Source organism: Streptosporangium sp. NBC_01639, assembly GCF_045209755.1.
Lineage (GTDB): Bacteria > Actinomycetota > Actinomycetes > Streptosporangiales > Streptosporangiaceae > Streptosporangium.
The window spans coordinates 7426534-7439080 of sequence record NZ_CP109272.1 but is presented as its reverse complement, the minus strand read 5'-3'; the positions used below and the strand labels follow the sequence as shown (position 1 = coordinate 7439080).

Genomic DNA, 12547 nt, shown 5'->3' with positions numbered 1-12547 from the left:
ACGGCTGAACGGGAAGGTAAGGGTTCTTTAGGGGAAAGTCCCTGATGTCCTCAGCACTCTCGCAGGACACCATCGACCCATGCTCTTGGACATGTTGGGCCGGTTGGACCCCTATCTGGTCAGCGCGGTGTTGCTGGCCGTGCTGGCGCTGGACGGTTCCCTGCTGATCGGGACCGTGCTGCCCGGCGACGCGGCGATCCTCGTGGCGGGAACCACATTGACGGGCGTCGCCGAGATCGCGGTGGCCGCGGTCGCCGGGGTGATCGGTTGCTACCTGGGCGCCACCGGCGGCTGGCTGATCGGCCGCCGGTACGGCTCACGCGTCCGCCACAGCAGGGCCGGGCGGCGGATCGGCGAACACCGCTGGAACCGGGCCGAACGGCTGGCGACCGGGGTGAGCGGCGGTCCCGCTCTCGCCACCGCCTCCTTCCTGCCCGTCGTCAACTCGCTGACCCCGATCCTCGCCGGGACCTTCGGCATGCCCTACATCCGTTTCATCCGCTGGACGCTGGCGGGCAGCGTCACCTGGGTGACCGCCTATCTGGTGCTCGGCTCGGTGGCCGGCGGGTTCGCCCGGCAGAACCAGCACCTGGTGGTGCCGGTCGCCGGGTGCCTCGCCGTCCTGGCCGCGGCCCTCGTCGTGATCGTCAGGAGGGCCCGCGCGGGCCGGGCGGCCGGAGTCAGCGAGCCGGGTCGTTCTCCAGCACCGGAGACCGTCTCGCCACCGCTTCGGTGATCTCGCGGGCGATGTCCTGCGCGTTCAGGCCGATCTCGCTGAGGATCTTCGCCCGCTTGGCGTGGTCCAGGAAGCGCTGCGGGATGCCGTAGGTCCGGATCGGGACATCCACGTCGGCGTCGCGGAGCATCCTGGCGACCGCGTCGCCGACGCCGCCCACCCGGCCGTTGTCCTCCACCACCACCACCAGCTTGTGCGCGCCCGCGGCCGTCACCAGCGCCTCGTCCAGCGGTTTGACCCAGCGCGGGTCCACCACGGTCGTCGAGATCCCCTGGGCGTCGAGCAGGGCGGCGGCGTCCAGGCACAGCTCGGCCATCGGGCCGACGGACACGAGCAGCACGTCCGGATCTCCGGCACGCAGCACGTCCATCCCCCCGAGCTGCCCGACCGCCTCGATCTCGGTGGCCACCGGTCCCTTGGGATAGCGGACGACGGTGGGACCGTCGTCGACCTCCACCGCCTCGGCCAGCAGCTCGCGCAGGCGCGGCTCGTCACGCGGGACCGCGACCGACAGACCCGGGACGACCTGGAGGATCGACAGGTCCCACATGCCGTTGTGGCTGGCGCCGTCGTCACCGGTGACGCCCGCCCGGTCGAGCACGACCGTGACCGGCAGCCGGTGCAGGGCGACGTCCATGAGGAGCTGGTCGAAGGCCCGGTTGAGGAAGGTGGCGTAGATCGCCACCACCGGGTGCAGCCCGCCGAGCGCCAGTCCGGCGGCGCTGGTGAGGGCGTGCTGCTCGGCGATGCCGACGTCGTAGAGGCGGTCGGGGTAGGCCTCGGAGAACGGGATCAGCCCGGTCGGGCCGAGCATCGCGGCGGTGATGGCCACGATGTCCTTCCGCTCGGCGCCCAGCCGTACGATCTCCTGGCTGAAGACGTTGGTCCAGCCGTGCGGCTTGGGCTTCTCCTCGCCGGTCAGCGGGTCGAAGACACCCGGCGAGTGGAAGCAGTCCTCGTCGTGGTTCTCGGCGAAGGAGTAACCGAACCCCTTCTTGGTGAGCACGTGGACGATGACCGGGCGGCGGAAGCCGCGGGCCTTGCGCAGCGCGGTCTCCACGGCCTGCTCGTCGTGGCCGTCGACCAGGCCGATGTATTTCAGGCCGAGGTCTTCGAACATGACCTGCGGGGCGAGGACGTCCTTGATGCCCTTCTTCGCACCGTGCAGCGCGTCGTAGAGCGGGGGGCCCACCAGCGGGACCTTCGTCAGGTTGTCCTTGACGAACTCCAGGACGTCCTCGTAGCGCTGGGTGGCGCGCAGCGAGGCCAGGTGTGAGGCGAGGCCGCCGATGGTCGGCGAGTAGGAGCGGCCGTTGTCGTTGACCACGATGATCAGCGGCAGGTCCCGGTGCGCGGCGATGTTGTTGAGCGCCTCCCAGGCCATGCCGCCGGTGAGCGCGCCGTCGCCGATCACCGCGACGACCGTGCGGTCGGACTCGCGGCGCAGCTTGTAGGCCTTGGCCAGGCCGTCGGCGTACGACAGCGCGGTGGAGGCGTGGGAGTTCTCGATGATGTCGTGCTCGGACTCGGTCTGACTCGGATAACCCGACAGACCGCCTTCCTGGCGGAGCGTCTCGAACTGCGCGGCGCGGCCGGTGAGCATCTTGTGGACGTAGGCCTGGTGGCCGGTGTCCCAGAGGACGCGGTCGCGCGGGGAGTCGAAGACCCGGTGCAGGGCGATGGTCAGCTCGACCACCCCGAGGTTGGGCCCCAGGTGGCCTCCGATGCGGGCAGTTGAACTGACCAGCAGGTCCCGGATCTCGGCGGCCAGCCGGGGCAGCTCGTCGGCTCCCAGCTGTTTGAGATCCCGTGGTCCCTTGACCGTCTCCAGAAGACTGCCAGGCCGTCCGGTCCGCTCGCTCACGGAATCATCCCCTCTGTTCCAGTCAGCATCAGACCGAGTCTAGTTCGCGTGGCGGGCGGCGCCTCCAGCGACGGAGATTCTGCACGTTTTATTCGCACTTGCAATACTCTTTGCCTCACCATGAGCACTCTCCCCTTTAGGCAACTATCGTCACTCATCGTCGCTTCGTTGGCTTTCCCGCTGGTCATGGGGGTGGGAGTCGCGAACGCCGCCGCTCCGTCGACCGCCAAGACCTCCGTGGCCTCCGTCGCCCCCGTCGCCTCCGTGGCCTCCGTCGCGAAGGAGCAGGCCGTGCCGCGCGGCCGTGCCGCCGCGACGGCCAACCCCATCTACCGGACCGGCATGCTGCCCGCCGTACGGTGCACGACCGGACAGCTCCGCGCGGGGAGCGCGGCCTCCTACAAGGTCTTCATGACCCGTGTGGACCGCTGCCTGAACCTGGCGTGGAAGACGCAGTTCAAGAAGGCCAAGCTGCCCTTCGCCCAGCCCAAGCTCCGCTTCACCACCTCCAAGGTCAGCAGCCCGTGCGGCCGCTGGCCCAAGGGTGCGGGCGGCTACTACTGCTCCAGTAACCGCACCATCTACATCGGCGTCTTCCGGGAGGTGCTGAAGAGCCCGTACGCCCCCAACCACGCCCAGTTCATGGCGCACGAGTACGCGCACCACGTGCAGCAGCTCGGCGGCATCATGAACTACTACGGCCAGAGCGTCTGGCGGGCCAGGACCTCCACCAAGCTCGCCTACTCCCGCCGTCTCGAACTGCAGGCCGACTGCCTCGGCTCGGCCTTCCTGCGGCAGATCGCCGACGACCTGCCGGTCGAGCAGGAGCAGTGGGACGCGATGGTCGACTGGGTCGCCGAGAACGGCCACAAGAACTGGGTGACCAACGACCACGGCAAGGGCCGCAGCCAGGCCTACTGGATGCAGCGCGGCTACAACGCGGGCGGCCCGTCCGCCTGCAACACCTGGGCGGCTTCCTCCCGCACCGTCGCCTGACCATTTATCGCTGACCATTTTCCACCGAGAATGCGGCCGTGCACTCCGTGCACGGCCGCATTTTTTTGACTTTACCTCCGACATTGAATCCCATTAAGGTTCGGGATCATGCGCACCCCCCTTATCGCCCTGCTGTCCGGCGTGCTCGCGGGTCTGCTGTTCGCCGGCACGGCGAGCGCAGGCGTCGTGGAACGGTCCGGTCCCGTGCCCACCGGCAAGAAGGCCCAGACCGACAACCCGATCTACCGGACCGGGAAACTCGAACTCAAGGAATGCCAGGAACAACCGGTCGTCTCCAAAGACCTCGACTCCGCGCGTGTCTATCTCGAGTTTTTGATGGAGTGCCTCGACGAAAGCTGGGAGTATCAGTTCTCCAAGGCGAAACTGCCCTTCTCCAAGCCGTCATTCGAAACCATCTCCCGGGCCGGCCGGCCGACCGCCTGCGGCAAGTTCCCCAAGGGCGCCCAGGCCATCTACTGCGAGCGCAACAAGAAGATCACCTTCCTGCTGAACCCGGGGATCCTCTCCCGCCCGTCCGAGCTGCTCCTGTTCGAGGTGATGGCCCACGAGTACGGCCACCACGTGCAGCAGCTCTCGGGCATCCTGGGTGCCGCCGACCGGAAGTACAAGAGCGAAAAGGCTCTTCTCGCCGAGATCCGTAAGATCGAACTCCAGGCCGAGTGCCTCAGCGGCGCCTTCATCGGCAGCGTCTGGCAGTCCCTGGGCCGTCGCGAGTCCGACTTCGACTACGTCCTCGACTCCGCCTACGACACCGTCAGCCACGGCAAGGCCGTCAACATCGCCTACTGGCTGAGGCGCGGCTTCGACCAGGAGAGCCCCGGCGCCTGCAACACCTTCTCCGCTCCCGCCTCGAAGGTCGCCTGACCTCTCCCGTCTTCCGAAGCCGCCCGTCGCCGCCCCCCGGGCCGCGCGACGGGCGGCTTCTCTTTGCGGAAGGGCTCAGGGACCGGCTCTTTGCGAGCGGGGCTCAGGAACGGCCATTTAGGGAAGGGCTCAGGAACCGGCCCGGAGGAGGACTTCCAGGGGGTCGGCCAGGACCTGGGCGAAGGCCAGCTCGGCGGCGCCCACCAGGGTCGCGTCATCGCCGAGGGCCGAGGTGCGGAGGCGGAGGACATCGCGTGACGGGGAGAGTGCGTCGACGGCGACCCGGCTGCGGACCTGGGCGGCGGAACCGAGGTAGACCTCGCGGAGCATGCCGCCGAAGACGACCATCTCGGGGTTGAAGACGTTGACGAGGTTGGCGACCCCCAGGCCGAGCCAGTCACCGACGCGGCTCAGCGCCGCCTGCGCGACGATGTCGCCGCGGTCGGCGGCGTCGACCACGGCACGGACGGCGTCCCGGCCCATCTCCGGTCCGAGGCGGCCCGCGGCCTCCAGCACCGCCCGCTCCCCCGCCTCGGCCTCCAGGCAGCCGAGCGAGCCGCAGCCGCAGAGACGGCCCTTGGGGTTGACGACCATGTGCCCGACCTCGCCGCCGAAACCCTGGTGGCCGCCGAGCAACTGGCCGTTGACGATCACGCCGCCGCCGATGCCGACGTCGCCGTGCAGGTATATGAGGTCACGGCAGCCGACCCCGACGCCACGGGTGTGCTCGGCGAGGGCGGCGAGGTTGGCGTCGTTGCCCACCGTCACCGGCAGGCCGAGTGCCAGCCGGCGGGTCATCTCCGCCGCGAACGGCACGTCCACCGACCCCAGGTTGGGCCCGAACCTGATGATCCCGTCGCTCCGGTCCACTCCACCGGAGACGGCCGCGGCCACCCCGACGCACACCGTGTCGGGCCGGGTCCTGCGATGCATCTGCCGGGCGAACCCGGCGAGCGGGCCGACGACCTCGTCCAGGGAGAAAGGGCCGCGGCGCCGTACCGTCTCCCGCCGGTCGAGGATCGTGCCGCCCAGGCCGACGCGGGCGGCCACCAGCCGGTCGACGCCCACGTCGAGGGCGAACACGTAGACCCGCGCCGACTCCGGCCGGACCACCAGGGACGGGCGCCCGGCCCGGCCCGTCTCCTTGGGAAGCTCCTCCCTGACCAGACCGGCGGCGGTCAGGTCGGCGGTGAGGGCCATGATGGTGCTGCGGTTGAGCCCCATCCGGCTGGTGAGCTCGGCGCGCGAGGTCGGGCCGCTGAGGTGCACGTGCCTGAGCAGGGCGCCGAGGTTGTGGCGCCTGATCTCCTCCTGGGAGGGGCCAGCCCGCATCGCTTGGGTGTCCTTCGGGGGGTCGGGGTCGCTGATCACCTTAGACCAGTGGCGGCCGCCCGCTTGCGGGACAGTGCGTCCACCCCGGCTGCCAGCAGCAGGACCGATCCGGTGACCATGAACTTCACCCCGGAGCTGTAGCCCATCAGGCCCATGCCGTTCTCGATGATCGCGACCACGGTGCCGCCGAGGATGGCGTCCAGCACCCGGCCCTTGCCGCCGAACAGGCTGGTCCCGCCGATCACGGCGGCGCCCACCGCGTACAGCAGCACGTTGCTGCCGCCGGTGTTGGGGTCGACCGAACTGGCCCGGGAGGCGGCGATGATTCCGCCGACGGCGGCCATGGAGGAGCAGATCACGAAAGCGCTGATCTTCATCCGGTCGACGTTGATGCCCGCCCGGCGCGCGGCCTCGGCGTTGCCGCCGACCGCGTAGAGGTGCCGTCCGAACGCGGTACGGCGGAGTACGAACGTCCAGATCAGCAGGAGCACCACGATGATCGGCACCACGATCGGCACGCCCGCGAGCGAGACGACCGCCGGGTTGCGGCTGCGTTCCACGTTGAGGAAGTAGACGGCGAGCCCGCCGAGCACAGCGAGGGCGCCCACCCGGAGCGCGATCAGCGAGATCGGGTCGGACGTCAGGCCCCGGGCGGCCCTCTTGCGGGCCCGCAGCAGCTGCAGCGCGGCGTAGGCGACGACTCCGGCGGCCAGCAGGATCCAGCCCAGCGTGGGCGGGAGGTTCTTGTTGGCGATCGCGAGGATCGTCTGATCGCGGATGGCGATGATGGTGCCGCCCTTGATCAGCAGCAGCACGAGCCCCTGGAAGGCCAGGAAGGCGGCGAGGGTCACCACGAAGGAGGGAATGCCGAGCTTGGTGACGATGGAGCCGAGTGTGGCACCGATCACCACACCGGCCAGGATGGCCACCAGCACCGCCAGATACCAGGGCAGCCCCTGGTTGGTGAGCATGATCGCGAGAATCGAGGCGCAGACGCCGCTGGCGAAGCCCGCCGACAGGTCGATCTCACCGAGGAGCAGCACGAAGACCAGGCCCATGGCGATCACGATGACCGCGGCGCCCTGGGTGAGCAGGTTGGCGAAGTTGCCCGAGGTGAGGAAGGAGGGGCGCAGGATGGCGAAGACCGTGCAGAGCACGACGAGGCCGAACACCGCGGGCAGTGCGCCCATCTCGCCACCGCGGACCCGCTCGACGTAGCCGCGGATGTTGGAGCCGATGGAGGGCGCCTCCGGCGCGCGCTCGGGGGACATCGTGGCGGTCATACCGTGACTCCGTTGGTGAGGCCGAGGTCGCCGCTCCGGCCAGAGGTGATCAGTTCGACGACCTGCGCGTGGGTGACGTCGGCGGTCTTCACCTGGGCGGCCATCCGGCCGAGGTAGAGCGCTGCGATCCGGTCGGACACGGCGAACACGTCGTTCATGTTGTGTGAGATGAGCACGACGGCCAGGCCCTGGTCCGCCAGACGGCGGACCAGCTCCAGCACCTGTGCCGTCTGGGCCACGCCGAGCGCGGCGGTGGGCTCGTCGAGGATGACGACCTTGCTGTTCCAGAGCACGGCCTTGGCGATGGCCACGGTCTGCCGCTGGCCACCGGAGAGGCTGGCGACGTGCTGGCGGATGGACTTGACGGTCCTGACCGACAGGCTCTCCAGGGTCTTGGCCGCCATCTCCTCCATCGTGTCCTCGTCGAGCACGACGCCGCGCTTCTTCTCACGGCCGAGGAACATGTTCTGGACGATGTCCAGGTTGTCGCAGAGTGCGAGGTCCTGGTAGACGATCTCGATGCCCAGCTCGCCCGCGTCACGCGGACTGTGGATCTGGACGGACTTGCCGTCGAAGAAATACTCGCCCGAGTCGATCGGGTGGATGCCGCCGACGCACTTGACGAGGGTGGACTTGCCTGCGCCGTTGTCGCCGACCAGCGCGGTGACCTCTCCGGGGTAGACGGAGAAGTCGACGTCGTGCAGAACCTGCACGGGACCGAAGCTCTTGTCGATCCCACGGAGTTCCAGTACGGGGTTCATGTGGGCTCCTCGATGCGGGGGCACGGCCGGCGGAGGTCCACCGGCCGTGTCCCCTGCGCGTTACTGGATTCCGGCCTCGGTGCACTTGGCGGCGTAGTCGCCGGTGCACAGCTCGTCCTTGGTCACGTAACCGTCGGCCACGACGTCCTTGACGTTGTCGAGGTAGATGGCCTGCGGGTCGAGCAGGACGGCGGGGACGTCCGCGTTGCTCTCGGTGTCCTTGACCGAACCGGTCGCCGCGGGCTTCTCGCCCTTGGCGAGGGCGATGGCGAGCTGGGACGCCGCGTCGGCCTCCTTCTTGATCGCCTTGTAGACCGTCATGCACTGGTCGCCGGCGAGGATGTTCTGCAGCCCCTGCACGGTGGCGTCCTGGCCGGTGACCGGGACCTTGCCGTTGAGGTTGTTCTTCTTCAGCACGGTGATGGCGGCGTTGCCGAGGCCGTCGTTGGCGGCCAGCACGCCGCCGATCTTCGGCTGCTCGGTGAGCATCTGCTCGAAGATCGTGCCCGCCTGCGCGTTGTCCCAGTCCGGCACCGACTGGTCCGGGCCCTTGACGTAGTCCTTGGAGTCGTACTTGGCCTTGAGCACGCCGTCGTAGCCGTTCTTGAACAGCGTGGCGTTGTTGTCGGTGGGCGAGCCGTTGAGCTCGGCGATGATCGGCTTGTCGGCCTTCTTGTCGGTCAGGCACTTGACCAGGCCCTCACCCTGCAGGGTGCCGACCTTGGTGTTGTCGAAGCTGACGTAGTAGGAGGCGCCGCCGTTCAGGGTCAGCCGGTCGTAGTCGATCGTGGCCACGCCCTGGGACTTAGCCTTGTCGAGCACGGCCTTACCGGTGCCGCTGTCCAGGTTGACGATCATCAGCACGGTCGCGCCGTTGGTGATCATCTGGTCGGCGATGGTCTGGAACTGGGTCTTGTCGCCCTGGGCGTTCTGGATGTCGTAGGCGACGCCCGCGGCCTTGAACGCCTCCTCCAGATACTTGCGGTCCGCGGTCTCCCAGCGGGCCGAGGACTTGCTGTCCGGCAGGATGACGCCGACCTTGCCGGCGGCCGCCTGGCTCGCGGCGGGAGCGGAGGAGCTGCTCTGGGCGGTGGTGGTGCCGCTGTCATCACCGCAGGCCGTGAGACCGAGGGTCATGGCAGCGGCGGCGGCGGTCAGGCTGAGGATCCCCTTGCGCATGGTGCACGGGTCCTTTCTTCGGGAATTGAGGGGCAGAAGTGGGGCATAGATCTGGGGTGGGGGCATGCCAAGCTCGCGGGTACGGCCGTCCGGGTTCCGGCTCGCCGTTCCGTTGAATGTTGTTTGCCGCAACGTATTCCGCCGTTGGCCAGGAGCACCAGCCCCTGGACGGGTAAAGTTTGTTGTGTCCGGTAACAATCCAGAAACGCAGACTTAACCGATCGCGCCCTGCGCGATCAACGTTGGGAGCGGTAACCGGCCCCTGAGCGGCTTTCCGTCCCGGTCCCGGATCAGAGAAGCGCCCGGCGGCCTCGCTCAACTTCAACTCCATCAAGAAGGCCGGCGACTACTCGCTCAAGGACCAGCCGTACCAGCCCTGCCGATGACCCGCGGCATGGCCCCGCTCCCCAGCGGGGTCATCGCCCGAATCGCCGCTGGACGGCCCTGCCCGGCAGCGCGAAGCCCGGCCCTCACCGACTCACTCCGCGCCGCGCCGGACGGCCCGCAGACGCGAAACCGCCCGGCGGGATGATGTCCCACCGGGCGGTTCTCGTGCGGGGTTTCCCCCTTTACGGGCGGAGGCTCACGTACGGCCCCGCCACCCCTGGCTCAGCTCTTGGCGAGCAGGGAGCGCAGGACGTACTGCATGATGCCGCCGTGGCGGTAGTAGTCGGCCTCTCCGGGAGTGTCGATGCGCACGACCGCCTGGAACTCCCGGCCAGCCGCCTTGACCGTCACGGTCTGCGGGATGCCGCCCTCGTTGAGCGCCTCGACCCCGGTGATGTCGAAGGTCTCCTCACCGGTCAGCCCCAGCGACTCCGCCGTCTCCCCCTCGGGGAACTGCAGCGGCAGCACGCCCATGCCGATCAGGTTGGAGCGGTGGATGCGCTCGTAGGACTCGGCGATCACCGCGCGGACGCCGAGCAGCGCGGTGCCCTTGGCCGCCCAGTCACGCGAGGAGCCGGAACCGTACTCCTTGCCCGCGAGGACGACGAGCGGGATGCCCGCGGCCTGGTAGTTGGCGGAGGCGTCGTAGATGAAGGACTGGGGTCCGCCCTCGCGGGTGAAGTCGCGGGTGTAGCCGCCCTCCACGCCGTCGAGGAGCAGGTTCCGCAGCCGGATGTTGGCGAAGGTGCCCCGGATCATGACCTCGTGGTTGCCCCGGCGGGAGCCGTAGGAGTTGAAGTCCTTGACCTCGACGCCGTTCTCGCGCAGGTACTCCGCGGCGGGCGTGCCGACCTTGATGGCACCGGCCGGGGAGATGTGGTCGGTGGTGACCGAGTCGCCCAGCTTGGCCAGCACCTTCGCGCCGGCGATGTCCGTCACCGGCTCCGGTGAGGCGGGCATGCCGTCGAAGTAGGGGGCCTTGCGGACGTAGGTCGAGGCCGGGTCCCACTCGAAGGTGTTACCGGTCGGAATCGGCAGCGAACGCCACGTCTCGTCGCCCTTGAAGACGTCGGCGTAGTCGTGCAGGAACATCTCCTGGTCGATCGAGGAGGCGACGACCGCCGAGACCTCCTCCGGCGACGGCCAGATGTCGGCGAGGAACACCGGCTTGCCGTCGGCGCCCGTGCCCAGCGGCTCGTTGTTCAGGTCGAGGTCCATGGTGCCCGCGAGGGCGTAGGCGACGACCAGCGGCGGCGAGGCCAGGTAGTTCATCTTGACGTCGGGGTTGATCCGGCCCTCGAAGTTGCGGTTGCCCGACAGCACCGCGGTGACCGCGAGGTCGTTCTCCTGGATCGCGGCGGAGATCTCCTCCTGCAGCGGGCCGGAGTTGCCGATGCAGGTGGTGCAGCCGTAGCCGACCAGGTTGAAGCCGATCTTGTCGAGGTACGGCTGGAGGCCGGAGCGCTCGAAGTAGCCGGTGACGACCTGCGAGCCCGGGGCGAGGGAGGTCTTGACCCACGGCTTGCGGGTCAGGCCCTTCTCGACCGCGTTCCTGGCGAGCAGCGCGGCGCCCATCATGACGTACGGGTTGGAGGTGTTGGTGCAGCTGGTGATGGCCGCGATGGTCACCACACCGTGGTCGATCTCGAAGCTCGTGCCGTCGGCCAGGGAGACCTGGACCGGCCTGCGCGGGCGGTCGCCGTTGTGACCGGCGGCGTGCGGCTTGTCGCCGTTGCTGTCGTGGGAGATCGCCGGGGAGTCGGAGGCCGGGAAGGACTCGTCGGAGGCCTCGTCACCCGGGCTCAGGACGCTCGGGGCGTAGTCCTTGACGGCCGCGCGCCAGGCGCTCTTGGCGTCGGACAGCGCGATGCGGTCCTGCGGGCGCTTGGGACCGGCGATGGACGGGACGACCGTGGCCAGGTCCAGCTCGATGTACTCGGAGAAGACCGGCTCGTCGGCCGCGGGGTCCAGCCACAGGCCCTGGGCCTTGGCGTAGGCCTCGACCAGCGCGACCTGCTCGGCGGAGCGGCCGGTCAGCGTGAGGTAGTCGATCGTCTGGCCGTCGATCGGGAAGATCGCGCAGGTGGAGCCGAACTCGGGGCTCATGTTGCCGATCGTGGCCCGGTTGGCCAGCGGCACGCTGGAGACGCCCTCGCCGTAGAACTCGACGAACTTGCCGACGACGCCGTGCTTGCGCAGCATCTCGGTGATCGTGAGCACCAGGTCGGTCGCGGTGGCGCCGGCCGGGAGCTTGCCGGTCAGCTTGAAGCCGACCACCCGCGGGATCAGCATGGAGATCGGCTGGCCGAGCATCGCGGCCTCGGCCTCGATGCCGCCGACGCCCCAGCCGAGAACGCCGATGCCGTTCTCCATGGTCGTGTGGGAGTCGGTGCCGACGCAGGTGTCCGGGTATGCCTTGCCGTCGCGGATCATGACGACACGGGCCAGGTGCTCGATGTTGACCTGGTGCACGATGCCGGTCCCCGGCGGGACGACCTTGAACTCGTCGAAGGCGGTCTGGCCCCAGCGCAGGAACTGGTAACGCTCGCGGTTGCGCTCGTACTCCCGCTCGACGTTGCGCCGGAAGGAGTCCTGCCCGCCGAAGAAGTCGACGATGACGGAGTGGTCGATGACCATCTCGGCCGGCGCGAGCGGGTTGATCCTGGCGGGGTCGCCGCCGAGGTCGCGGACGGCCTCACGCATGGTGGCCAGGTCCACGACGCAGGGGACGCCGGTGAAGTCCTGCATGATCACGCGCGCCGGGGTGAACTGGATCTCCACGCTCGGTGCGGCGGTGGGATCCCACTGGGCGAGCGCGCGGATGTGGTCGGCGGTGATGTTCGCGCCGTCCTCGGTGCGGAGCAGGTTCTCCAGAAGGATCTTCAGGCTGTACGGGAGGCGTCCCGCCCCCTCGACGGCGTCCAGCCGGTAGATCTCGTATCCCGCGTCACCGACGCGGAGCGTGTCACGGCTGCCGAAGCTGTTCGCGGACACGATTGGCCTCCCTCATCACCCAGTTGTCCGACGCGCCACCATAAAAAGGCGCATCTGAATCCTGCCGCACCCTTGGAGTGCCCATGTCAGTTAGGTCTGCCTAACCAGGGCCTCGGGGCCGCAGCGAATC

At 68.9% G+C, this 12547-nt stretch carries 9 protein-coding genes; 3 read left to right on the top strand and 6 right to left on the bottom strand.

The annotated features are described in order from the left end of the window. Positions 1 to 79: 79 nt before the first annotated feature. Entirely contained in the window at positions 80 to 736 is a 657-nt protein-coding gene (locus tag OHA77_RS33830; protein ID WP_406313376.1) for a DedA family protein, read from the top strand. On the opposite strand, the gene dxs is transcribed toward OHA77_RS33830, so the two are convergent. Further along, positions 681 to 2600, bottom strand: a complete 1920-nt coding sequence (dxs, locus tag OHA77_RS33825; protein WP_326824150.1) for a 1-deoxy-D-xylulose-5-phosphate synthase — start codon at positions 2598 to 2600, stop codon at positions 681 to 683. The two genes, OHA77_RS33830 and dxs, sit on opposite strands and share 56 nt — an antisense overlap. A 168-nt stretch (positions 2601 to 2768) precedes the next feature. On the opposite strand from dxs, the gene OHA77_RS33820 reads away from it, so the two are divergent. Together OHA77_RS33820 and OHA77_RS33815 are read left to right on the top strand one after the other, a co-directional pair. Then, positions 2769 to 3596: a neutral zinc metallopeptidase gene (locus tag OHA77_RS33820; RefSeq protein WP_326824151.1), complete on the top strand. Its 828-nt coding sequence runs from the start codon at positions 2769 to 2771 to the stop codon at positions 3594 to 3596. Positions 3597 to 3704: 108 nt separating this feature from the next. Continuing rightward, the gene (locus OHA77_RS33815) at positions 3705 to 4481 is read left to right on the top strand and encodes a neutral zinc metallopeptidase (protein ID WP_406313374.1); all 777 of its coding nucleotides are present in this window, start codon (positions 3705 to 3707) and stop codon (positions 4479 to 4481) included. Positions 4482 to 4610: 129 nt separating this feature from the next. On the opposite strand, the gene OHA77_RS33810 is transcribed toward OHA77_RS33815, so the two are convergent. The 5 genes from OHA77_RS33810 to acnA all read right to left on the bottom strand — a co-directional run bounded on the left by OHA77_RS33810 (position 4611) and on the right by acnA (position 12417). Then, entirely contained in the window at positions 4611 to 5813 is a 1203-nt protein-coding gene (locus OHA77_RS33810) for an ROK family protein (protein WP_406313373.1), read from the bottom strand. A gap of 35 nt (positions 5814 to 5848) precedes the next feature. Further along, positions 5849 to 7096, bottom strand: a complete 1248-nt coding sequence (locus OHA77_RS33805) for a sugar ABC transporter permease (RefSeq protein WP_406313372.1) — start codon at positions 7094 to 7096, stop codon at positions 5849 to 5851. Continuing rightward, the gene (locus OHA77_RS33800; protein WP_326824155.1) at positions 7093 to 7857 is read right to left on the bottom strand and encodes an ATP-binding cassette domain-containing protein; all 765 of its coding nucleotides are present in this window, start codon (positions 7855 to 7857) and stop codon (positions 7093 to 7095) included. The genes OHA77_RS33805 and OHA77_RS33800 overlap by 4 nt, the downstream gene beginning before the upstream one ends. A 60-nt stretch (positions 7858 to 7917) precedes the next feature. Beyond that, the gene (locus OHA77_RS33795) at positions 7918 to 9036 is read right to left on the bottom strand and encodes a sugar ABC transporter substrate-binding protein (RefSeq protein ID WP_406313370.1); all 1119 of its coding nucleotides are present in this window, start codon (positions 9034 to 9036) and stop codon (positions 7918 to 7920) included. 609 nt (positions 9037 to 9645) lie between these two features. Further along, positions 9646 to 12417: an aconitate hydratase AcnA gene (gene acnA / locus OHA77_RS33790; RefSeq protein WP_406313368.1), complete on the bottom strand. Its 2772-nt coding sequence runs from the start codon at positions 12415 to 12417 to the stop codon at positions 9646 to 9648. Positions 12418 to 12547: the final 130 nt, after the last annotated feature.

Excerpts from the sequence above, each read along its gene's own strand:
- OHA77_RS33815 (WP_406313374.1), top strand. The coding sequence starts at position 3,705 with ATGCGCACCCCCCTTATCGCCCTGCTGTCCGGCGTGCTCGCGGGTCTG.
- OHA77_RS33795 (WP_406313370.1), bottom strand. The coding sequence starts at position 9,036 with ATGCGCAAGGGGATCCTCAGCCTGACCGCCGCCGCCGCTGCCATGACC.
- OHA77_RS33800 (WP_326824155.1), bottom strand. The coding sequence starts at position 7,857 with ATGAACCCCGTACTGGAACTCCGTGGGATCGACAAGAGCTTCGGTCCC.
- OHA77_RS33805 (WP_406313372.1), bottom strand. The coding sequence starts at position 7,096 with ATGACCGCCACGATGTCCCCCGAGCGCGCGCCGGAGGCGCCCTCCATC.
- OHA77_RS33830 (WP_406313376.1), top strand. The coding sequence starts at position 80 with ATGCTCTTGGACATGTTGGGCCGGTTGGACCCCTATCTGGTCAGCGCG.
- OHA77_RS33810 (WP_406313373.1), bottom strand. The coding sequence starts at position 5,813 with ATGCGGGCTGGCCCCTCCCAGGAGGAGATCAGGCGCCACAACCTCGGC.